Below are 22,285 nucleotides of genomic sequence, written 5' to 3' on the forward strand. Positions count from 1 at the left end.
GGGGGCTCAGTCCAGGTAGTCGCGCAGCACCTGTGATCGGCTGGGGTGGCGCAGCTTGCTCATCGTCTTCGACTCGATCTGGCGGATGCGCTCACGGGTGACTCCGTACACTTGGCCGATCTCGTCGAGAGTGCGCGGCTGGCCGTCGGTGAGGCCGAAACGGAGCCGGACGACACCAGCCTCACGTTCGGAGAGCGTTTCCAGCACCGACTGCAGCTGATCCTGCAACAGCGTGAAGCTCACCGCGTCGACGGCAACCACAGCCTCGGAATCCTCGATGAAGTCGCCGAGTTGGCTGTCGCCTTCGTCGCCGATCGTCTGGTCCAAAGAGATGGGCTCACGCGCGTACTGCTGGATTTCCAGCACTTTTTCCGGCGTGATGTCCATCTCTTTGGCCAGCTCTTCCGGCGTCGGCTCCCGGCCGAGATCCTGGAGCAGTTCGCGTTGGATACGGCCGAGCTTGTTGATGACCTCGACCATGTGCACCGGGATGCGGATAGTGCGAGCCTGGTCGGCCATCGCGCGGGTGATGGCCTGACGAATCCACCAGGTTGCATAGGTGGAGAACTTGTAGCCTTTGGTGTAGTCGAACTTCTCCACCGCTCGAATCAGGCCCAGGTTGCCTTCTTGGATCAGATCCAGAAAAGCCATACCGCGACCGGTATACCGCTTGGCGAGCGACACGACCAAGCGAAGGTTCGCCTCGAGCAAGTGGTTCTTTGCCCGGTTACCATCGCGGACGATCCAGTTGTAGTCGCGGCGCATCGCAACCGGTAGCTTTTCACCCTGGTCGGCGAACTCGCGCACCTTCTCCGCGGCGTAGAGACCCGCTTCGATGCGTTTGGCGAGTTCGACCTCCTCCTCGGCGTTGAGCAGGGCCACCTTACCGATCTGCTTGAGATATGCGCGGACCGAATCGGCAGAAGCGGTGAGCTCGGCGTCTTTGCGGGCTTGGCGCAGTGCTTCCGATTCTTCTTCGTCCCAGACGAAGTCGCCGGAGGCCTTGTCCGCTGCGCTCGGCTCCTCGGTCTCGGCCTCGTCACCGTCGGCGACGTCGACCAGCTCGTCACCGTCGGCGAGGTCTTCCTCGGCAACCTCCAATTCACCGAGGTCGTCGAGTTCGAGCGACTCGTCGGCTCCGGCGTCGCCATCGGCGCCGGCCTTCTTGGCGGCGGCTTTCTTTGCCGGACCCTTGGTCGCCTTGGCGGTCTTCTTGGCGGGTGCCTTCTTACCAGGGGTCTTCTTGGCAGCGGCCTTTTTCGCCGGAGCCTTCTTTGCGGCAGCCTTGCGGACCGGCCGGGCTGGGGTTACTTCTGCGGAGTCGGCTTCGGCCGATTCGGCGGTCTGACGGGTATTCGTGGCTACCACGTACGCCCTTTCGTGACGGTCTCGTGCGGCGTCACGCCAGAGTGATATTCCGGCGGAGCGATCTGTCGGGTTTCACCGGCGGAGGGCCGGTCGGGGTTCTCCGGCTCAGCCGGGCACGTTCCATTGTAACGATCCAACCAGGGTACCTATGGCGCGACGCTGGGAACTGCATCTGCATATCGCCCGCGCGCCTCGAGGGGATCTCGGTGTCGTGTGCGCGCCTCGAATGGTATGTCTGCTCGGTGTCACGTGGCCCGAGCGAGGATGTTCTCGTCGATCGCCATTGCGGCGCCGACGATGCCTGCGGTGTTTCGCAGCGCCGCTGGCACTACCGTGGTTCGATTGGTGAGCAACGGGATCCACTGGTCGGCCTTACGGCTGATGCCGCCGCCGGCGACGAACACGGCAGGGAAGAACAAGTTCTCCAGTGTGGTCAGAACGCGACCGACTCGGGTGGCCCATTGTGCGTAGGACAGCCCGTCGCGTTCCTTCACCGAGGCCGCCGCGTAGTGTTCACTGCTCACCCCATCGATTTTCAGGTGCCCGAGTTCGGTATTGGGCACGAGCGTGCCACGGTAGAGCAATGCAGACCCGATACCGGTGCCGAAGGTCAACACCATGACCGGTCCGACGAAATCCCTTGCCGCGCCGTAGCGGTCCTCGGCCAATCCGGCGGCGTCCGCGTCGTTGAGTACCGTGACCCGACGATCGCCGAGGACATCGGAGAACAGTGCCCGGGCGTCCGTGCCGATCCAGGATCGGCTGATGTTGGCTGCGGTGCGTGCGATGCCGTCGGTGACCACGGCAGGCAACGTGAGACCCACCGGTCCGTCCCAGTGCGCCTGCGCGACCAGCTGTGCGACTGCACCGGCAACCGCTTCAGGTGTCGCCGGGTGCGGCGTCGCAATCTTGATCCGCTCATGGACCAACTCACCGGTGGATAGGTCCACGGCGGCTCCTTTGACACCACTGCCGCCGATATCGATGCCGAACGCGTGCCCCCGAGCGGACATGATCAACCCCTCGTTCCTTGTGGTGGCCGGTGTGCTGACGGCATCATCGCACTGGCCCCGCGAAATCCGTGCGTGCTGTGCAAACGTGGCGGGCTGCCCGACGACGCCGCTGTGTCGTGCCCGACAAGAGTAATGCGATACCGGGACTGGGCGTGCGCGCAGGATCTGTGATCCGATGGATGGGTGCGGAAATCCTCACTACCAGCATCCGACCGTTCCTCCGACAGCACGGTCCCTGTTGTCGCGCGCGGGGACGAGGCCGAGCTGCGCCGCGTCGCTGTCGATCTGGCCGAGACCGCGGCGGCTCATGTGCGCCGCCGTCGGCTCGAGGTCTTCGGGTCGCCCGGCCCTCGTCCCGAACGAACAGTACGAACCAAGCGACATGCGACCGACCCGGTCACCATCGTCGACACCGAGACCGAAGAATTGATTCGACGTTCGTTGGCCGACCAGCGGCCCGGTGACCCGATCGTCGGCGAAGAAGGTGGTGGCCGGATCGACGAGGCGAGTACGGACACCGTGCACTGGGTCGTGGACCCGATCGATGGCACGGTCAACTTTCTCTACGGCGTTCCGGGCTATGCCGTGTCGGTCGCCGCCGTCCGAGGAGGGCGGCCGGTGGCGGGCGCGGTCGTGGATGTCGAGGCCGCGGCCACCTACAGTGCCGCCCTCGGCCTCGGCGCGCGGTGCGTGGGCGCCGACGGCGTGGTCGAGCGTCTGCGCCCCACCTCGGCCGAGTCGGTTGCCATGTCGTTGGTGGCCACGGGGTTCGGCTACGGCACGCGACGCAGAACCAGGCAGGCCGAACTGGTTGCGCGAGTACTGCCCGAGGTCCGCGACATCCGCCGGTTCGGGGCTGCGGCGCTGGACCTGTGTCACGTCGCCGCCGGCCGTGTCGATGCGTACTACGAGCACGGCCTCAATGTCTGGGACTGGGGAGCGGGCGCGCTGATCGCCGCGGAGGCCGGCGCACGGCTGTGCCTGCCGCCCGCGACGGCATCCGGCGGTGATGGCGACCTGGTCTCGGCTGCTGCGCCTGGTATCGCCGACGAATTCGAGGCGCTGTTGGCCGGCGTCGGTGCCACAGCGCCTCTTCCCGACCACTGATCGGCCGTCGTCACCGATCAGCTGCGCCGGCCACTGGTCAGCAGTGGGCCTGTCGCGCTGCGTCGAGCAACTTGGTGTCGATCGCCGGTGAGTTGCCTGGCGCAGGGTTCTTCAGCGACCGCAGCACTTCTTCGGCATCGGTGCTCGGTCGGACGTCTCGAAACAGCGAGCCGAGCACCAGATCGACCGTGTCGTCGCCGCGTTGATCCTCGATGAGCTCGGCACACGGTGCGACCAGTTGCACGGCGGCAGCAGCGGGTCGGCCGCCGACACCGAAGCGGATCTGTCCGGTGCACTCCAGGTCGCCATTGACGTATATCGAATCGTTGCCGTATGGCGTTCCCGGGACGCTCGCGAAACCGAGATCGCCGAGCTGGGCGGCGACGTGCGCGGCTTGGCCGCGTTGATTGTTCGCATTCAACACCCGTACCGCGCTCGCCGCCAACGGCGCCGGTTCCACATCCTCCAGCCGACCGGGGTCGACACGTTGGCCGAGCGACATTGTGGAGGGCGCGTCGGAATCATTGGGGGGACTCGGAGAGTTGCAGGTCATCGCGGTGGTAGCGGAGTCGTTGGTCACGAATGCCGCCAACCAGACGATCCCGCAGATCAGGGCGAGGCCGTAGATCATGATGAGCCAGGGTAGGCGGCGGCGACGGACGAACGGCCGACCCTGGGAGTCCAGTGCGCTGCCTTCGGTGATCAGTGAAACCACCGATACACTCTACGAAAATGTGTCCCGAGTCGCGCGCAAGGTCTCGGTGGGTCCTGCGCCGGTGTCGATTGTCCGTCAGTTTCGACTCGGCTGTGTTTTGATTGCGTCTTTTCCTCCGCGGTCCGCTATTGTCTGGCGGCCCAGATCGAATCACCGGAGCTGCAATCGGTGATCGGTCGCGGGAACAAGAAGGGCATGTCCTGCGTTTACCGAGCGCTGTCCTGAGTGGATCGATCAGACCCACTCTGATAGGTGACCGGTGTACGTGTGACGTGCACCACTGGCGGGGCGGTATCGGTCGTGCCGATTCCGGCAGGAATCGCGCATGAACGGACTGGTCCGGGATATACGGAGTTTGGACGAGGGGAAGACGACATGGCAACCGACTATGACGCACCGAGGCGCACCGAATCCGACGAAGTGTCGGAGGATTCGCTGGAGGAGCTGAAAGCTCGGCGTAACGAGGCGCAGTCTGCCGTCGTGGACATCGACGAATCCGATACCGCGGAGTCGTTCGAGCTTCCCGGCGCAGACCTGTCCGAAGAAGTGCTGACGGTTCGGGTGATTCCGAAGCAAGCCGACGAGTTCACCTGTTCCAGCTGCTTTCTGGTCCACCACCGGAGCCGGCTGGCCAGCGACAAGGGCGGCCAGTTGATCTGCATGGATTGCGCCGCCTGATTTCGACAGGTCTGCGTTCGACAGGCCTGCGTTCGACAGGCTTGCGACGGCATCGTGGGCGAATCGCGTCGACACCGCGGATGTGACCGTGTGTCGGCCTGCGTCGTATCAGCCTGCGTTCGCGATACCGAGGGCGGCCAGGACTCGTTCGGGCCGACGTGTACTGACCAGCCAATACGGCGTCGGATCGTCCGGGTCGTCGAGCACGAGCAAGACCATCGGCCCAATCCAGGGACGATGGCGAACGAAGGCGGCGGGGTCGAGCTGGCGACCCAGCGCCGCACTCTTTGCGGCCGGGGCGACCGCGGCCGCGCGGGCGACGAAATTCACCGGCAGATGAGCGCGGCCAGCACGAAGCTCGGCCGTGCCGGCACGGTCCGGTGCCACTTCGACTCGATGGCGACTCAGCCATAGCAGCACCCAGATCGGGATCGGAAACAACACCAGGTAGGGCAACCACGCGCGCAGTCCGGGCGCTCCCATATGGATCTCCGCGGCGAGCAGCCCGGTCAGGGCGAGCACCAACGGCCACCACCACAGCGGAACCCACAAGCGTTCGCGATAGGTGGAGGCGGGCTGCTCACGGCCCAGGGTCGCGGGTTGGGGCTGATCCGACACGAGTCAACACTAAGTCACGCGAAAAACCTGCGACGCGTAGGCTCGTGCACCGTGAGCACACTTTCACCGATACCATTGCAGCGGCTGGACCCGGGCATTCCTGTGCCTACGCGTGCTCATCCGGGCGATGCGGGTGTGGACCTGTGTACTACCCAAGATGTGATTCTGGAGCCGGGGGAGCGGGCTCTGGTCGGCACCGGCGTCGCTGTGGCGCTCCCGGTCGGCACGGTCGGTCTGATCCACCCGCGCTCGGGGCTGGCGGCCAAGACCGGATTGTCGGTGGTGAACACACCTGGCACGGTCGATGCCGGATACCGCGGCGAGATTCGGGTGTGTGTGATCAATCACGACCTGCGCACGCCGATCGAACTACGGCGTGGCGACCGGATCGCACAACTGGTCGTCCAGCGCGTCGAGCTGGTGGACTTCGTCGAAGTCGACGTGCTTGCCGAGACCACCCGGGGTGCGAGCGGTTACGGCTCCAGTGGCGGTCACGCGAGTTTGACCACGCAGCTGTGATCGGGGCGGGCCGAGTGACCGGCAAGGAGGAATGACGAAGGTGTTCGGGAAGAAGAAATCGTCGAGCCGGCACGCGGGCGGTCGGTACGAGGAGGCAGGTGACACCGCCGGCTACGAGTCCGACTACACCGACGGTGCGGACGAGCATTTCTACACCGACGAGTATTACGACGACGCTCCCACCGATGAGCGCTCGTATGCGGGAGTGGACTTCGATGCCGACATGCCGCAGGGGCAGCCGGGTCCCTACGACTACAACGATGTCGCCGAGCTGCTCGAGACGGTGGCCGAGCAGCGGCTCGACCTGGGGTCGGTGCTTTTGCCCGTCCCGGAGGGCGGCCAATTGCAGGTCGAGATGACCCCGGAAGGTCTGCCGCAGGCGGTGCACTTGGCCACCGAGCACGGCCGGATCACCGTGGCGGCCTACGCCGCGCCGAAGACGTCGGGTCAATGGCGTCTGGTCGCCGCCGATCTCGCGGAGTCGTTGCGACAGGACGGGGCGAAGGTCTCGGTGGAGAACGGTCCGTGGGGGCGGGAGTTGCTTGCGGTGACCGAGGGCGCGGATCTGCGTTTCATCGGTGTCGACGGTTATCGGTGGATGGTGCGGTTGGTTGCCGCGGGCCCCTCCCGCGCGGCCGACGACGGCAGCTCGCTGGTCGAGGCGGCGCGCGCCATTCTCAGCGAGACGGTGGTCCGGCGTGGCGAGGATCCCTTGCCGGTACGTGAGCCGTTGCCCGTGGTGCTGCCACAACAGCTGTCCGAGCAGTTGGCCGCTGCTCATCAGCGCCAGGTCGATGCCCAGCAGCAGACATCGGCCGCGCGGGCGGCTGCGGCGCAATCCGGGCCACAGCCGGTGTCGCCACCGCGGATCGCGCCGGGGCCGCGGCGCGGCGCGGAGGGTTCGGCAATGCAGCAGCTCGGTCAGAGCTGAACCCGGCGTCGCGGTGGACTCGGTGGAGTGCATCGAAGCCCTTGTGGCCCAGGATTGCTGGGTCGGCGCCGATGTCGTCGAGGGTGATCGGGCTCAGGTGCGCCCAGGCGGCCAGCGCCGCCCACTGTTCGCCGACCGCCACCGGATGCACCGGGTCGTCGATCGCCGCGACCACGGCGATCGGGAGGTTCAATCCCGTCAACAGGTCGGTGTCGGGCCACGGATATCGCGCGGCTTCCTCCAGCGCCTCGGGCAGATGCGGCCACTGTGCATTCCACGATCGGGTCAGCGCGTCGGACAGCCATTCAGGAGTGCTCGCCCGCATGTGTTCGACGGTCGCTGCCAGCCCATCGGTGCGCAGCTGCGCCGCGGTCGCCGCGGCGCTGAGCGCGGCCGGACAGGACCCGGCGTCCGAGCCCGTCCAGGCGGGCAACGCCGCGATGATCCCGGCGACCTGTTCGGTATGTTCGGCCGCCCATTCCACGGCGATGGCGGCGCCCAGCGACACTCCCGCAGCGATGATCGGCCCCGAGTGCGCCGCCGCGGCCAAGCCGGCCCGGTAGCTGGCCACCACGCGGCGCGGATCGGGTTCGATCGCGATCAGCTCGATGTCGCGCGCAGTGCACGCAGGTCCGAAAGCCTGGCGAGCGAAGTGGGCATCGGATCCGGTGCCGGGCAACGCCACGACACGAACGGCATCTCGGGAGTCGAACACCGGTCCGAGCGTAGCGGGGGCGGCGCGAGCCATCTACAGTGGCGGTGTACGGCCCCATCGGCTGTACAGCCGGAAACCCCCACGATGGCGTGCGATCCGCACTCCATCTGCTCTATGCAGGAGAGCGCGCACGATGTCACCCGCTGCCTCAGGATACTTTCGACGTCTGGGCCGCAGACTCACCGAAGACATCGATCAGCTGGATGCTCAGGAACTGGCCGAGACTTCCAAGGCCTCGGGAGCGCGCCGAGCATCGGAGTGTCGGCGCGGCGATGAGGCGACGATGGTCGGTAGGCTGCGTTGTGTCGAGGCATGTTCCAAATCCGCGGGTGCCACCGTGCAGGCGGAGTTCTTCGACGGCACGGACGCCATCACACTGGTCTGGATCGGGCGCAGGCGTATTCCCGGTATCGAACCGGGGCGTCGCATCTTGGTTCGTGGTCGCGTGGGTGACCGTGACGGCCGCAAGGTGATCTTCAACCCCTACTACGAATTGCGCGGGAACAGCTGAGCACATGCCATCGAGCGACGACGACGCAAACGCTGGTGATTCCATCGAGTTCGTGCCGCCCGGCGACAACGAGAACCGCTCCCGACAGACCCTGCTCGAACAGCTGGGCGGCTTCAGTGGCCTGATCTACTCGACACTTCCGGTTCTCGTGTTCATTCCGGTCAACAGCGTTGCCGGTTTGACCGCGGCGATCTGGGTCGCGCTGGGTGCGGCGGCCGCCATCCTGGTCTGGCGTTTGGTGCGCCGCGATCCTGTCCAGCCCGCCGTATCCGGTTTCTTCGGCGTGGGTATCTGCGCCCTGATCGCCTATATGGTGGGGGAGGCCAAGGGATTCTTCCTCTTCGGTATCTACACCAGCTTGCTCTACGCGGCGGTGTCCTTGGCATCCATTCTGGTGCGGTGGCCATTGGTCGGAGTGGTCTGGAGCGTGCTCAACGGCCACGGCTCGTCCTGGCGATCCAACCGACGAACGGTACGACTCTACGATCTGGCCACCGCTGCCTACGTGGTCGTCTTCGGTGCCCGCTATCTGGTGCAGTCGCAGCTCTACGACACCGACCGGACCGGGTGGCTGGCGTTTGCGCGTATCGCCATGGGCTGGCCATTGACCGCGACCGTGCTGGTTCTGACCATCTGGGTGGTCCGTCGTGTAGGTCGGCAATCGGTCGGTCCCACGCCCGGGACCGCGTCGGCATGAGGCGTTGAGTTCTCCACGACCCGGCGAGCTCTTCCACGATCCGGCGAACAAACAGGTGGTGAGTTCGTCCCCGCCGAGGTGGGGACGAACTCACCCTGGGGTGCCTGGTTGTCGCTGCGATTTCTGCAGACGATCGATGTGTATCGGCCGCAGGCACATCGATCGGCAAGGAGGGACTCGGATATGGCTACCGAGCGCGGTACCTTGGCTCAGTCCGACCACAACCATCCCGCTTCCTCGGAGAGCCGCCGAGTATCGGACCGGCTGGAAGAGTTGATCGAACCGGCGGCGGCGGGTGACCGTCGGGCAGTCGCCGAAATCGTTCGGCTCGTGCATCCCCTCGTGAGACGCTACTGCCGTTCCCGCCTGGGCAACACCGCGCATTTGCAGGTCACCGTCGATGACGTGGTGCAGGAAATTCTCCTGGCCACCGTCGATGCCGTCCCCCGCTACCGCGACCAAGGAAAGTCGTTTCTGGCCTTCGTCTACGGCATCGCCGCCAACAAGGTCGCCGACGCCTTCCGCCGCTCGCAACAACACCCCATCTACCCGATGGCCGATGTTCCCGATCGCGCATCCCCGACCGCCGGCCCCGAAGAGTGGGCGCTGGCCAACGAACGGCGTGCTGCCACGCGGGAACTCATGAAGGTGCTCGCACCCTCACATCGCAAGGTCTTGGTGATGCGCATCGTGCTCGGCTGGTCGGCGGCCCGAACCGCAGAGGCCATCGGCACCAGCCCTGGGGTGGTTCGGGTGATGCAGCATCGCGCACTGAACAAGCTGCGCGCCGAGTTGGCGCCGGCTGCGTAGCCAGGCGTGGCGTCGCTGCGATGTATTGTCGATCACTGACGTGTTGTCGACACTGCAGAAATCTAGGGTCTGATGCCGTGCTCGGCGAGTTCCGATCGAAGATCGTCCTCGGCCTCCACAGAGGTGACGAACAGGAGTTCGTCGTCGCCTTCGAACGGATCATCGGGTTGCGGCACGATCACCCGGCCTCCGCGCAGGATCGTCACCAGGGCGGTGTCGCGGGGGAGGGTCAGCGTGCGTACCGGCTTACCCGCCAGCGCGGTATCCGTGGGCAGCGTCATCTCCACCAGGTGGGCCTGACCTTGGCGCAGTGTCATCAGGCGCACCAGATCGCCGACCGACACCGCTTCCTCGACCAGTGACGCGAGCAGGCGCGGCGTGGATACCGCGACATCGACGCCCCAGGAGTCGTCGAAGAGCCATTCGTTGCGCGGTTCGTTCACCCGCGCCACCACACGCCGCACGCCGAATTCGGTCTTGGCGAGCAGGCTGTGCACCAAGTTCGCCTTGTCGTCACCGGTGGCTGCGATCACCACCTCGTAGGTCTCCAATCCGGCATACTCGAGCAGTGCCAGCTCGCACGCGTCGGCATGTATCCAGACTGCGTCCGGAACCGCCGGGGGATCGATGTGGTCGAGTTGACGCTCGAGCAGCATGACCTGGTGCCCGGCGCGCAGCAACTCCCGGGCGATGGATCGGCCGACCGCGCCGGCTCCGGCGATGGCCACTTTCATGTTCATTCCTCGATTGTGGGAGGCTTCGTGGCCAGGGCGACGGCCTCACCCACGGCACCCGAGGCTGCCGCGATGTAGACGGTGTCGTCGGCCTGGATGATCGTTTTGCTCTCGGGAAGCAGCCCTTGGCCGAATCGGATGATGAACGCCACTCTCGCGCCGGTCGTTTGCTCCAGTTCGCCCACCGAATGGCCATACCATTGTTCGTGCAATGTCAGTTGGGTCACAGCGATTGTTCCGGTGGGATCACGCCAGGTGGTGGTGCTGGAGTCACCGACCAGCATGCGCAGCAGCCGATCGGTGGTCCACGGGACCGTGGCGATGGTGGGGATGCCGAGCCGCTCGTAGACGGCCGCTCGTTTGGCGTCGTAGATGCGGGCGACCACGCGCTGCACTCCGAACATTTCTCTGGCGACGCGCGCGGAAATGATGTTGGAGTTGTCGCCCGAGGAGACCGCCGCAAAGGCGTCGGCCCGCTCGATTCCCGCGCGTATCAGTACATCTCGATCGAATCCGACACCGACCACCTGGTCGCCGGGGAAGTCCGATCCGAGACGACGAAAGGAACCGGAGTCCCGGTCGACCACGGTGACGTGGTGACCGACGCGGACCAAGGCATGGGCCAGCGAGGAGCCGACACGCCCACATCCCATGATCACTACGTGCACCGTGCAACCTCGTTCCTGCAGCCATGGAGTCGGTACGTGTTGTCTGTCCGGTCGAACGCTACCCGTCGAGAGATTCCGCCGGCCATGTTCCCCCTCGACGATCTCGCAAAGGCACGACCCCGCCGCATGCTCCCCTACAGGGCCTATGCTCGCTCTGGTGTCCAAGTTGACGACGGCGGCGAAGCGAGTGCTGCTGGGAAGGCCGTTCCGCAGTGACTCGCTGGGTCGCACACTGCTGTCGAAGCGAATCGCGCTCCCGGTGTTCGCCTCCGACGCCATGTCTTCGGTCGCCTACGCGCCCGAGGAGATCTTCCTCGTGTTGTCCGCCGCCGGCATCTCGGCGTACGTATACGCACCGTGGGTCGGCCTCGCGGTCGCCTTCGTGATGGCGGTCGTGGTGGCCAGCTACCGCCAAAACGTACACGCCTATCCCTCCGGTGGTGGCGATTACGAGGTAGCCACCACCAATCTCGGACCCAATGCTGGTCTGACCGTGGGCAGCGCGCTGCTGGTGGACTACGTGCTCACCGTCGCGGTGTCGATTTCCTCGGCTGCATCCAACATCGGTTCGGCCATTCCGTTCGTCGCCACGCACAAGGTTTTCTTCGCTGTCGCGGCCATCGTGCTCCTGACTGCCGTCAATCTGCGCGGCGTGCGCGAATCGGGCACGGCATTCGCGATTCCCACCTACGCGTTCCTCGTCGGCATGTTTCTCATGTTGGGTACCGGTTTGCTGCGGATTTTCGTATTCGGCGACGAGCTTCGGGCCGAGTCGGCCGGTTTCGACCTCGATCACGAGGACAGCTATCTCTATGGACTCGCGTTCGCCTTTCTGCTCGCTCGTTCGTTCTCTTCCGGCTGTGCCACGCTGACCGGCGTGGAAGCGATCAGCAACGGCGTGCCCGCATTCCGCAAGCCCAAGTCGCGCAATGCCGCCACGACGCTACTGTTGTTGGGGATCATCGCGATCGTATTGTTGATGGGCATCATTTTATTGGCGCAGAAGGTCGGCGTCGTCTATGCCAGCAATGTTTCGGACTTGACCGGCGCTCCGGCCGACTATCAGCAGAAGACACTCATCGCTCAGGTCGCCGACGCGGTATTCCACGGCTTCCCGGTCGGATTCTTCTTCGTCACCATAGTGACCGCGTTGATCCTCGTGCTCGCCGCCAATACCGCCTTCAACGGGTTCCCTGTCCTCGGCTCGGTACTGGCGCAGGATCGCTACTTGCCACGACAGCTGCACACCCGGGGCGACCGGTTGGCTTTCAGCAATGGCATTCTGTCGTTGTCCGGGGCCGCGATCGCATTCGTGGTGCTCTTCGGCGCCGAAGTCACCAAGCTGATACAGCTCTACATCATCGGTGTATTCGTCTCCTTCGTCCTCAGCCAGACGGGGATGTTGCGGCATTGGACTCGGCTACTGCGTACGGAGGTCGACGCCCGGCAGCGGGCGCGCATGCGACGGTCTCGGATCATCAATGCCGTCGGTCTCAGCGCGACGGGCACGGTGCTGGTGATCGTCGTGATCACCAAGTTCTTTGCCGGCGCGTACATTGCCATCTGCACGATGATCGCGATCTTCGTCGTGATGAAGTCGATTCGCCGGCATTACGATTCGGTCGCGCGCGAACTGGACGAGCACGAATGGGATGGCGTGCTGCCGAGTCGCTCGCATTCGGTCGTCTTGGTTTCTCGGTTACATCTGCCGACCCGGCGCGCGCTGGCCTACGCTCGCGCCACGCGTCCGGACACGTTGGAAGCTGTGACGGTCAACGTCGACGATGCCGACACCCGGACCCTGGTGCGGGAATGGGAGACCAGTGATATCACTGTGCCGCTCAAGGTGATCGAATCCCCGTATCGAGAGATCACCAAGCCGGTTCTCGACTACGTCAAACGAGTGCGCAAGGACGCCCCCCGCGATGTCGTGACCGTGTTCATTCCCGAGTACGTCGTCGGACATTGGTGGGAGACGCTGTTGCACAATCAAAGCGCGCTGCGGTTGAAAGGCAGGTTGCTGTTCGAACCGGGGGTGATGGTCACCAGCGTGCCGTGGCAGCTGAGCTCGTCGGCCCGGGCCAAGGCACCTGGTGTGGTGAACGCTCCGGGTGCGGTGCGGCGCGGATTCGAGGACCGGGCATGACGGTGGCAGGGCAGTCCGAATGAGCGATTGGCGTACACGGATCTTCGACGTACGGCTCGGACCGCCAGGGCATGGCGGCTTCTGCGTCGCCCGGCACGAGGGGCGTGTGGTCTTCGTCCGACACGGGCTTCCCGGCGAGCTGGTACGGGCGCAGGTCACCGAGGATCGGGGGAGCTCGTTCTGCCGAGCCGATGCCATCGAGGTGCTCGAGGCCTCGCCGGATCGGATCCCGCCGGCCTGTGCGGTGTCCGGTCCCGGTGGCGCCGGGTGTTGTGATTTCTCTTTCGCCACCCCCGCGGCGCAGCGTGCGCTGAAAGCCGCCGTGGTGGCCGAACAGTTGCGGCGGTTGGCCGGAATCACCCGCGAGGTCGCGGTGGAGCCGATCGGCTCGGGTGAATCGACCGGCGGGTGGCGCACCCGCGTGCGGTTGACGGTCGATGCTCACGGACACGTTGGGGTGCATCGGTACCGCAGTACCGACGTGATCACCGATCTGCGATGCCCGCAACCGGTCCCGGGAGCGTTGGAAGGACTCGTGGACCGGCAGTGGACACCCGGCGCCGACGTGGTGATCGCAGTCGACGGCGACGGTGTGCGCCACATCGTCGAGGTGGCGCCGGTGTCCGACGGGGAGCCGGGTAGGAGTGGCGCCGACCGGCGTGGACCGGGCAGTCGGCGTTCGACCAGCGGTGGCCGAGCCCACCGGGGTCGTGTGGACGGTCCGCCCCGCGTCCGTCCCGATCGCGATCGGCCATCGGGACGACGTGGCTCGCAGGGCCACGATCGCGGGGATGGCCGCGGGGATGGCGAGGACATCCGGCGGGATGCAGTCGCCCGGCGCGCCGCCGTGCACGCCGCGCGGGACGAGTGGGTGGTGGTCGGGAGCGGACGCGCGATCGAATACGTGTCGGGCCGGCGGTGGGAGGTTGCCGCAACCGGCTTCTGGCAGGCGCATCGCGGCGCGGCGCAGCGCTATTCGGACCTGGTTGCGCAATGGTCGGGGCTCCGTGTCGGGGGGCGCGCCTGGGATCTCTACAGCGGAGCGGGTGTTTTCGCCGCGCGCTTGGCCGAGCAGGCAGGACGATCCGGCGCAGTGCTCGCGGTGGAATCCTCTCGGACTGCGGTCGCCGATGGCGCGGTCGCGCTGCGCGACGTGCCGGGGGTGGAGTTGCGTGCCCAGCGGGTGGAGCGTTGGGTGCGAGAACACGCGGGTGCGGCTACGCCCGACGTGGTGGTACTCGATCCGCCTCGTGCGGGGGCTGGCAAACAGGTGGTTGCCGCGATCACCGCGGCTGGGCCGACGCGGATCATCCACGTCGGATGTGACCCCGCGGCGTTCGCCCGTGATCTGAGCCTGTATCGGTCCGCAGGCTACGAAGTCGGCGATCTGCGTGCGTTCGACGCGTTTCCGGCTACCCATCACGTCGAATGCCTTGCGCTGTTGGAGCGTTGAGCGTCAGTCCTCGTACCTGGGTGGACGGTGGTCACGGTGCGCGCGCATCGCCTCGTCGAAATTACCGGTGGTGAGACTCACGTAGAGCTGAGCGGTGCCCTCGTGTTGCATATGCGATTCGAATCCGCCCGCCTCCATTCCGCTCCACAACATGCGTTTGGTGAGTTCGGTGCCGACTCGACTGAAGCCGATGATGCGCTCGGCCAGCTCATAGCACGTGTCGAACAGCTTCTCCGCGGGGACCGTACGCGAGACCAGTCCGATGCTCTCGGCCTCGCGCGCGTCGACGTCACGACCGGAGAGCATGATCTCGAAGGCGCGAGACGAGCCGACGGCTCGCGGCAGCAGATAGCTGAGACCGAGTTCGGCGGAGGTCAGGCCGTTGTTGATCCCTGCGGCACGGAAGTACGCGTGCTCGGCGGCGATCCGAATATCGGTACCGATACCGAGACAGAATCCGCCGCCGATCGCCGGGCCGTTGATTGCGGCGATCACCGGTTGATGCATTCGACGCAACGTGATCATCACGTCGTTGAGCAGGTCCATCGAGCGTCGGGCGACACTGGTGGTGGTCAACCCCTCGACGTTGGGCACCGTTCCCGAGCCGGTAAGGTCGGCGCCGGAACAGAATCCGTGTCCTGCACCGGTCAGTACGACGACCCGGACGGTGTTGTCGGCGCTGACCTGCTCGAGCGCGCTGCGCAGCGGAATCATCACGTCGAACGCCATCGCGTTCATTCGGTCGGGACGATTGAGCGTTACCAGAGCGACATATGGCAGCGGTCTGTCGATGAGCACGAACGACATACGACCTCCGATCGGTGTCGTTGTCGAATATAGGCGCGCCGCCGGCTCCATGGCGCAAAAAGCGTTCCCCACATACTCGACGCAGTGTCGCCGCGGGCCGAGTATGGTGTGACGAGAGTCGCATTTCGTCGCGATTTCGGGTGATGAGGCGGCTCTCGCGGGGGTGCGCCGGTCGTCGCTCCGTAGACTGATCGGATCTGATGCGCTATCCGGAGGGAGCTAGTACAGGTGGGAGTCCTTTCCCGGGTCGACTCGCCCGAAGATCTGCGCCGGCTGACGATACCGCAAGTGCACGAACTGGCAGCGGACATTCGTGGGTTTCTGGTGCAGAAGGTCGCTGCGACGGGTGGGCATCTCGGGCCCAACCTCGGTGTCGTCGAACTCACCATCGCATTGCACCGAATCTTCGACTCGCCGGCCGACCCACTGATCTTCGATACCGGGCACCAGGCCTACGTCCACAAGATCCTGACCGGTCGCAAAGATCTGTTCGATTCATTGCGTAAGCGCGGCGGCTTGTCCGGCTACCCGAGTCGAAGCGAAAGTGCGCACGACTGGGTGGAGTCCTCGCACGCGTCCGCAGCGTTGTCCTACGCGGACGGGCTGGCGAAAGCGTTCGCGCTGAGTGGGCAGGATCGGCATGTGGTGGCGATCGTGGGGGACGGGGCGCTCACCGGTGGTATGTGCTGGGAGGCTCTCAACAACATCGCCGCTGCTCCGGACCGTCCGGTCGTCGTTGTGGTCAACGACAACGGTCGGTCCTACGCGCCGACGATCGGTGGCTTGGCAGACCAGTTGACCGCGCTGCGCACGCAACCCGCGTACGAGCATGCTCTGCACACGGGCAGGCGTCTGTTGAAGAGCATCCCCCGGGTGGGTGAATCGGCGTATTCGATGGCACACGCGGTGAAGGCCGGCATCAAGGACGCCGTCAGTCCGCAGGAATTGTTCAGTGATCTGGGCCTGAAGTATGTCGGTCCGGTGGATGGCCACGATATCCTCGCGCTCGAGGCGGCGCTGCGGCGGGCCAAGGACTTCGGCGGCCCGGTCGTGGTGCATGCCGTGACGCAGAAAGGCCGTGGCTATGCTCCGGCCGAGAACCATGTGGCCGATCAGATGCACGCGTGTGGCCCGATCGACCCGGAGACCGGGCTTCCCGTCGACAACCCCCGAACGGTGGACTGGACGTCGGTGTTCTCCACCGAACTGATCGCGCACGCCGAGCGTCGCGCCGACATCGTCGCGATCACCGCCGCGATGCCGGGGCCGACCGGACTCGCGGCGTTCGGCGAGCGCTTTCCCGACCGTATGTTCGATGTCGGCATCGCCGAGCAGCACGCCATGACCTCGGCGGCGGGACTCGCGCTCGGCGGCATGCACCCGGTGGTCGCGATCTATTCGACGTTTCTCAACCGCGCCTTCGATCAACTGCTGATGGATGTGGCCTTGCTGAAGCAGCCGGTGACCGTGGTGCTGGACCGGGCCGGGGTCACCGGCTCCGATGGTGCGAGCCACAACGGAATGTGGGATCTGTCGGTGCTCGGCATCGTTCCCGGTATTCGGGTCGCTGCCCCGCGTGACGCGACGACGCTGCGTGATGAATTGGCGGAGGCGCTGGCGGTCGGCGACGGACCCACTGCGTTGCGCTTTCCGAAGGGGAGTGTCGCCGAGGACATCACAGCGATCGAGCGGCTGGATGACGTGGACGTCTTACGCATGGCCGATCCCGAGGTCGGCTCGGCGCATGCCGTCCGCGGCGACGTGCTCCTGATTGCCGTGGGCTCGTTCGCCAAGGTCGCGCTGGACGCGGCGGATGCCCTGGACGCCGAGGGGGCTTCGATCACCGTGGTCGATCCGCGCTGGGTGCTGCCGGTGTCCGACACGCTGGTGAAACTCGCCGAGAACTACCGGCTCGTGGTCACCGTGGAGGACGGAGGACTGCACGGTGGGATCGGTGCGACCGTGTCGGCCCGCCTGCGCAGCTCCGGGCTGGACATCCCGACTCGCGATCTCGGTGTGCCGCAACAGTTTCTGGACCACGCCTCCAGGGGTGAAGTGCATGCCGAACTCGACCTGACCGCTGCTGATGTCGCACGACAGATCAGTGGGTGGCTGGCTGCCCTCTGACTGCAGTCAGAGGTGTATCCACGGACTCGGGCCTCAGTCCGGGGCGCACACTGCGGGTGCCAACCGCGAGACCGTGAGCGCCCGTTGCCAGGGCCGGGCACGGCCGGCGGCGAGAAAGTCGTCGACCTCGCGGGGGTCGGCATCGCGATAGTCGGTCAGTCCGTCCCAGCACAGCCGGCGGACCAAATCCGGGGCGAGTAGGTTCTCCACCGGTATCGAGTGTTCGGTCGACAGCTCACTCATCGCGGCGCGTGCCCGGGACAGGCGGGCGGCTGCGGCCGGGTCGCGTCGTTCCCAGCGGTTGACCGGCGGCGGACCATCGAAGGGCTGAGCCATCGGCGGTAACTCGTGGTCGGGCAGCGTGCGCCCGCGCTCGACCGCGGCCAACCAGTCACGCGAGTAGCGGCGCTGTCGCGGCCCGCCGAATACCGGCAGGGCCCGCAATTGCGTGAGGGATTTGGGCTCGGCGGTCGCCGCGGCGATGATCGCCGAATCAGGCAGAATGCGCGCGGGCGCCACATCACGGGACCGGGCCAGCGCGTCCCGGACGGACCACACTTCGCGCACTATCGCGAGCTGCCGGCCGCGGCGCAGCGTGTGGATCCCGGAGGTGCGTCGCCACCGGTCGGCCTTCGTCGCCGGCGGGCCGACCGTCCGGATGTGTTCGAATTCTTGTATCGCCCACGCCGTCTTTCCTTGATGCCGCAATGTCTCGGCGACCGCGTCGCGGAGTTCGAGCAGAAGTTCGACATCGAGCGCTGCATAGTTGAGCCAGTCGTCGGGAAGCGGTCGACTGGACCAATCGGCCGCACCGTGCCCCTTGCGCAATTCTCGGCCGAGTAGGCGCTGCACCATCGCCGCGAGTCCCACACGATCGAAGCCTGCCAGGCGCCCACCCAGTTCGGTGTCGAACAGTCGAGCCGGGCGCAAGCCGAGTTCGGCCAGACCGGGCAGGTCTTGGTCTGCCGAATGCAGGACCCATTCCAGGCCGTTGATCGCCTCCGCCAGTGCCGTGAGCCCGTCGGCCACCGGAATCGGGTCGATGAGAAATGTGCCCGCGCCTGCTCGACGCAACTGGATCAGGTACGCGCGGGCCGAATACCGAAAACCGGAGGCGCGTTCGGCGTCCACGGCCAGAGGTCCCGTGCCCGCGCTCAGCCGAGCGGCGGCAGCGGTGATGTCTGCGGCGGTGTCCAGTACCGGAGGCACACCGTCGGCAGGCGCGAGCAAAGGCGTCGCAGCCGAAAGTTCGGATTCGTCTGGTACGGACATGGTGTTGAACTCTACGTGCCTGCTTGGCAGTGTGGCCGACCTGTCGTCCATCGGTCGGTCTATGCGACCGCCGCTGCACGGCGAGTCGAGCGCGATGTTGCGACTACGCGTGCTCGTCGGGTGGGCCGGGGCGCACCTGCAGTTGGGTCACTCCGGCCGGAGGGAGCCCGGCCGCGTAGGCCAGTACCTCGCAGAATGCTTCCAGGTGCGGCCGTAGGTCGGTCGTCGTCGGAGTCCAGGAGGCCCGAAGCTCCAACTGGTGCGCGCGCGGGGGACCAGCAATGTCGCCATAACGCACCGAACTGGTCGAGGTCACCGTGCCGCCGAGGGCGGTGAACGGTTCGGTCCGCGATTCCAGCGCATCCACCAGCCAGCTCCACGCCACCTCGGGCAACAGCGGGTCGGTCGCCAGTGCGGCGTCGATGTCGGCCTGGACATAGGCGACCAGACGGAGGGTGCCGTGCCAGGTGTCGTCGCCGTCCGGGTCGTGCAGCAGGATCAGTCTGCCGAAGGCGTCGCCCTCGGAGTCGGCCGGGACAGATGCGGCCTCCGGGTGCGCGACCTCGGCGCCGATGGCATAGGAATACGGTGCGAGTCGTTGCGGCGGCCGGATGGGCGCGAGCTCGATCCGGGGATGCACAGTAGCGGTGCCCATCGCTTCGACCGCGGCGCGAAACTGAGCCGGCTCGCCATGGGGTCCCTCGGTCGGTGCGGCGCCGTCGCGGATGTCGAGCGGTGTCACGAGTGCTGACGGTAGACCGTACCCGCCCAGTGCAGTCGGAGGCGCGCCGCACCGCACGCCGAGCGGGCCGTGAGCCACCCACGGCGGCCTGGGGGCTGTCACCGGGCCGGGGCCCGCCTACGATGGCCCTGATGAGCACTCGAACCCGTCGCCGGTTGACCGATGCCCCCTTCCTGGCCGCTGCCACCGGTGAGAGGCCGAGCCGGCGGCCCGTTTGGTTCATGCGCCAGGCCGGACGTTCACTGCCCGAATACCGCGATGTGCGTGCAGGCATCGGCATGCTCGAATCGTGCTTCGATCCGGAGTTGGTGTGCGAGATCACGATGCAGCCGATCCGCAGGTATGCCGTCGATGCGGCCATCTTGTTCTCCGATATCGTCGTGCCGCTCAAAGCCGCAGGAATCGACCTGGACATCTTGCCGGGCACCGGTCCGGTGGTTGCGGCCCCGGTACGCACGGTCGGGGATGTACGCGCGTTGCCTCGCTTGCGTCCCGAGGAGGTGGGCGCAGTCGCCGACGGTGTGCGCCTGTTGGTCGACGCGCTGGGCGAGACTCCGTTGATCGGATTCGCTGGAGCGCCGTTCACCCTCGCTTCCTACCTGGTGGAAGGTGGACCGAGCAAGAACCATGAGCGCACCAAGGCGATGATGTATGCCGACCCACAAACCTGGCATGCGCTTCTCGGCGTACTCACCGACATCACCATTGCATTCCTCCAGGTCCAACTGGCTGCGGGCGTCGATGCGATTCAATTGTTCGACTCGTGGGCCGGTGCGCTCACCGAAGCCGACTACCGTAGCTTCGTACTCCCGCACTCACAGCGGGTCTTCGCGGAGATCGCCGATGCGGGCGTCCCGCGGATCCACTTCGGCGTGGGGACCGGAGAGCTGCTGGGCGCGATGGCCGAGGCGGGCGCCGACGTGGTGGGTGTCGATTGGCGAGTACCGCTGAACGATGCCGTGCGTCGGGTCGGACCTGGAAAAGCGCTGCAGGGCAATCTCGATCCCGCGGTGCTGTTCGCGGGAACGGCAGCGATCGAGGCGCATGTCCGCCGCATCCTGCGCGAAGCGGACGAGGCGATCACGTTGGGCGCGTCCGGCCACATCTTCAACTTGGGCCACGGGGTGCTCCCGGACACCGACCCAGCAGCACTCGGTGCCGTGGTCGATCTCGTTCACGAAATGTAGCGCCGGAGGGTGTGGGACGGGGCACAAGGGCCTCGGCCGCTCGGCACCTGCGGTTCGGTCGCGCGATACGGTCGGGGCATGCGTATTGCTGTGGTGGGCGGCGGGATCAGCGGATTGGTGGCGGCGTATCGGCTACGGACCTTGCTGGGTCCGAGCGCCGACCTGGTAGTGGTCGAGCAGGCCGACCGGGTCGGAGGCATCCTCCACACCGGTGAACTAGCGGGACATCCGGTGGATCTCGGGGCCGAAGCGTTCGTCGCTCGCCGACCGGAGGTCCCCGCTCTACTGCGGGAACTGGGGCTCGAGTCGCACGTGGTGACTCCGGTAGGACTGCGGCCGCTGGTGTGGTCGGGTGGTGTCGCGCATCCGTTGCCGGAGGGCACGTTGATGGGAATCCCGACAGCCGCGGAGCCGATGCACGGGCTGGTCGATGCCGCGACGTCGGCCCGGATTGCCGCGGAACCCTACCGTCCGTTCACCTGGACGCCGGGCTCCGACATCGATGTCTACAGTCTGGTGGCCGATCGGTTCGGTGTTCAGGTTGCCGAACGCAGCGTGGATCCGCTGCTCGGCGGCGTCTACGCGGGCAGTTCTCGCTCCATCGGCGTCCGCGGCGCGCTCCCAGCGCTGGCCGCCGCACTCGACGACGGTGCAACCAGTGTGACCGCCGCCGCCCGAGCGGCGCTCCCGCAGCCTGCGGACGCGCCGATCTTCGGTGGCTTCCGCGATGGCTACCGGGTATTGCTCGATGCGCTGGTGGCGAGCTCGGGGGCTCGGTTCGTCACAGCGACGGCGGGGACTCGTCTCGCCCGAGGTCGGCGCGGGTGGGTGGTCGACCCGCTCGGCGCTGTCGACGCGGTGGTGCTGGCAACCCCGGCGCCGGTGTCGGCAGGGTTGCTCGCAGCCGTTGCCCCGACCGCAGCGGCGGAGCTGGCAGGCATCGAAGTGTCCTCGTCGGTGGTCGTAGCGCTCGCTTTGCCGCGTGAAACCGCATTGCCATGGAACTCCGGCATTCTGATCGCCACCGGAGAACCGCTCCGTGCCAAGGCGTTCACGCTGTCCAGTCGCAAGTGGACCCATCTCGCACAGCGTGACACCGCCCTCGTGCGAGCCTCTTTCGGCAAGTTCGGCGACCCGGCTCCGTTGTCGTGGCCGGACGCCGAGCTCGTTGCCGCGGCCGTGGACGACCTGGTGGCGGTCACTGGCGTGGCGATCGAACCGACGGCGGCGGTTGTCCAGCGCTGGCCCGGTGGGCTCGCCCAGTACGCGCCCGGTCACCCCGACCGCATTGCCACCATCGAGGCCGAGGTCGCCACACTCGATCGTGTCGCCGTTGCCGGCGCATACCTGCACGGCGTCGGAGTTCCCGCCTGCGTCGCCTCCGGTCATGCTGCAGCGCAGCGAATTGCCGCGGCAGTCGGCGCGGAGGCAATGCGCTGATCCTCGTCTGAATCTTCACTCGTCCCG

Annotated in this window: 22 protein-coding genes; 13 read left to right on the plus strand and 9 right to left on the minus strand. The window is 66.3% G+C overall.

The features are described 5' to 3' along the window. Nucleotides 1-6: 6 nt before the first annotated feature. Both K940_RS0104825 and ppgK read right to left on the minus strand, forming a co-directional pair. A complete protein-coding gene (locus K940_RS0104825) occupies nt 7-1,368 on the minus strand; it encodes an RNA polymerase sigma factor (protein WP_028476602.1) in 1,362 nt (453 codons plus the stop codon). 245 nt (nt 1,369-1,613) lie between these two features. Then, nucleotides 1,614-2,381 carry a polyphosphate--glucose phosphotransferase gene (gene ppgK, locus K940_RS0104830; RefSeq protein WP_028476603.1) on the minus strand — a complete coding sequence of 256 codons (768 nt, stop codon included), beginning with the start codon at nt 2,379-2,381 and terminating at the stop codon, nt 1,614-1,616. Between the two features lie 183 nt (nt 2,382-2,564). On the opposite strand from ppgK, the gene K940_RS0104835 reads away from it, so the two are divergent. Next, complete coding sequence (locus tag K940_RS0104835) at nt 2,565-3,488, plus strand: inositol monophosphatase family protein (protein ID WP_081706166.1); 924 nt, start codon at nt 2,565-2,567, stop codon at nt 3,486-3,488. A 37-nt stretch (nt 3,489-3,525) separates the two neighbouring features. Here K940_RS0104835 and cei read toward each other — a convergent pair whose 3' ends face one another. Next, nucleotides 3,526-4,203, minus strand: a complete 678-nt coding sequence (gene cei, locus K940_RS0104840; protein ID WP_028476605.1) for an envelope integrity protein Cei — start codon at nt 4,201-4,203, stop codon at nt 3,526-3,528. 375 nt (nt 4,204-4,578) lie between these two features. On the opposite strand from cei, the gene K940_RS0104845 reads away from it, so the two are divergent. After that, complete coding sequence (locus tag K940_RS0104845; RefSeq protein WP_028476606.1) at nt 4,579-4,881, plus strand: DUF4193 domain-containing protein; 303 nt, start codon at nt 4,579-4,581, stop codon at nt 4,879-4,881. A gap of 108 nt (nt 4,882-4,989) precedes the next feature. On the opposite strand, the gene K940_RS0104850 is transcribed toward K940_RS0104845, so the two are convergent. After that, entirely contained in the window at nt 4,990-5,499 is a 510-nt protein-coding gene (locus tag K940_RS0104850; RefSeq protein WP_231390247.1) for a DUF3093 domain-containing protein, read from the minus strand. 51 nt (nt 5,500-5,550) lie between these two features. Here K940_RS0104850 and dut point away from each other — a divergent pair, with 51 nt between their 5' ends. The 6 genes from dut to K940_RS0104880 all read left to right on the plus strand — a co-directional run bounded on the left by dut (nt 5,551) and on the right by K940_RS0104880 (nt 9,682). Further along, complete coding sequence (gene dut, locus K940_RS0104855; protein WP_028476608.1) at nt 5,551-6,018, plus strand: dUTP diphosphatase; 468 nt, start codon at nt 5,551-5,553, stop codon at nt 6,016-6,018. A gap of 31 nt (nt 6,019-6,049) precedes the next feature. Beyond that, a complete protein-coding gene (locus K940_RS0104860) occupies nt 6,050-6,949 on the plus strand; it encodes a DUF3710 domain-containing protein (protein ID WP_081706167.1) in 900 nt (299 codons plus the stop codon). A gap of 323 nt (nt 6,950-7,272) precedes the next feature. After that, nucleotides 7,273-7,512 (plus strand): hypothetical protein, encoded by a 240-nt coding sequence (locus K940_RS34085; protein WP_155980750.1) that lies wholly within the window; start codon nt 7,273-7,275, stop codon nt 7,510-7,512. 285 nt (nt 7,513-7,797) lie between these two features. Continuing rightward, nucleotides 7,798-8,175 carry an OB-fold nucleic acid binding domain-containing protein gene (locus K940_RS0104870; protein ID WP_028476611.1) on the plus strand — a complete coding sequence of 126 codons (378 nt, stop codon included), beginning with the start codon at nt 7,798-7,800 and terminating at the stop codon, nt 8,173-8,175. Between the two features lie 4 nt (nt 8,176-8,179). Continuing rightward, complete coding sequence (locus K940_RS26980; RefSeq protein ID WP_081706168.1) at nt 8,180-8,872, plus strand: DUF3159 domain-containing protein; 693 nt, start codon at nt 8,180-8,182, stop codon at nt 8,870-8,872. A 183-nt stretch (nt 8,873-9,055) separates the two neighbouring features. After that, nucleotides 9,056-9,682 carry a sigma-70 family RNA polymerase sigma factor gene (locus tag K940_RS0104880; protein WP_028476612.1) on the plus strand — a complete coding sequence of 209 codons (627 nt, stop codon included), beginning with the start codon at nt 9,056-9,058 and terminating at the stop codon, nt 9,680-9,682. Nucleotides 9,683-9,744: 62 nt separating this feature from the next. On the opposite strand, the gene K940_RS0104885 is transcribed toward K940_RS0104880, so the two are convergent. Next, nucleotides 9,745-10,416: a TrkA family potassium uptake protein gene (locus K940_RS0104885; protein ID WP_028476613.1), complete on the minus strand. Its 672-nt coding sequence runs from the start codon at nt 10,414-10,416 to the stop codon at nt 9,745-9,747. A gap of 2 nt (nt 10,417-10,418) precedes the next feature. Next, nucleotides 10,419-11,315, minus strand: a complete 897-nt coding sequence (locus tag K940_RS0104890; RefSeq protein WP_255342573.1) for a TrkA family potassium uptake protein — start codon at nt 11,313-11,315, stop codon at nt 10,419-10,421. Between K940_RS0104890 and K940_RS0104895 the strand changes: the two genes are divergently transcribed. Further along, on the plus strand, nt 11,242-13,230 hold the full coding sequence (locus K940_RS0104895; RefSeq protein WP_028476615.1) for an APC family permease: 1,989 nt from the start codon (nt 11,242-11,244) through the stop codon (nt 13,228-13,230). The genes K940_RS0104890 and K940_RS0104895 overlap by 74 nt on opposite strands. Nucleotides 13,231-13,249: 19 nt before the next feature. Then, the gene (locus tag K940_RS0104900; protein ID WP_028476616.1) at nt 13,250-14,683 is read left to right on the plus strand and encodes a class I SAM-dependent RNA methyltransferase; all 1,434 of its coding nucleotides are present in this window, start codon (nt 13,250-13,252) and stop codon (nt 14,681-14,683) included. A gap of 3 nt (nt 14,684-14,686) precedes the next feature. Here K940_RS0104900 and K940_RS0104905 read toward each other — a convergent pair whose 3' ends face one another. After that, nucleotides 14,687-15,490, minus strand: coding sequence for an enoyl-CoA hydratase (locus tag K940_RS0104905; RefSeq protein ID WP_028476617.1), 804 nt, complete (start codon nt 15,488-15,490; stop codon nt 14,687-14,689). A 228-nt stretch (nt 15,491-15,718) separates the two neighbouring features. On the opposite strand from K940_RS0104905, the gene dxs reads away from it, so the two are divergent. Beyond that, the gene (dxs, locus tag K940_RS0104910; RefSeq protein ID WP_028476618.1) at nt 15,719-17,617 is read left to right on the plus strand and encodes a 1-deoxy-D-xylulose-5-phosphate synthase; all 1,899 of its coding nucleotides are present in this window, start codon (nt 15,719-15,721) and stop codon (nt 17,615-17,617) included. A gap of 33 nt (nt 17,618-17,650) precedes the next feature. Here dxs and K940_RS0104915 read toward each other — a convergent pair whose 3' ends face one another. Further along, nucleotides 17,651-18,889: a ribonuclease D gene (locus tag K940_RS0104915; RefSeq protein WP_028476619.1), complete on the minus strand. Its 1,239-nt coding sequence runs from the start codon at nt 18,887-18,889 to the stop codon at nt 17,651-17,653. A gap of 103 nt (nt 18,890-18,992) precedes the next feature. Next, entirely contained in the window at nt 18,993-19,631 is a 639-nt protein-coding gene (locus K940_RS26985; protein ID WP_081706169.1) for a DUF3000 domain-containing protein, read from the minus strand. A gap of 122 nt (nt 19,632-19,753) precedes the next feature. Between K940_RS26985 and hemE the strand changes: the two genes are divergently transcribed. Together hemE and K940_RS0104930 are read left to right on the plus strand one after the other, a co-directional pair. After that, on the plus strand, nt 19,754-20,818 hold the full coding sequence (gene hemE, locus K940_RS0104925) for a uroporphyrinogen decarboxylase (RefSeq protein ID WP_036527570.1): 1,065 nt from the start codon (nt 19,754-19,756) through the stop codon (nt 20,816-20,818). Nucleotides 20,819-20,896: 78 nt separating this feature from the next. After that, the gene (locus K940_RS0104930) at nt 20,897-22,258 is read left to right on the plus strand and encodes a protoporphyrinogen oxidase (protein ID WP_028476621.1); all 1,362 of its coding nucleotides are present in this window, start codon (nt 20,897-20,899) and stop codon (nt 22,256-22,258) included. Nucleotides 22,259-22,285 lie beyond the last annotated feature (27 nt).

This window comes from Nocardia sp. CNY236, from assembly GCF_000482385.1.
Lineage (GTDB): Bacteria > Actinomycetota > Actinomycetes > Mycobacteriales > Mycobacteriaceae > Nocardia.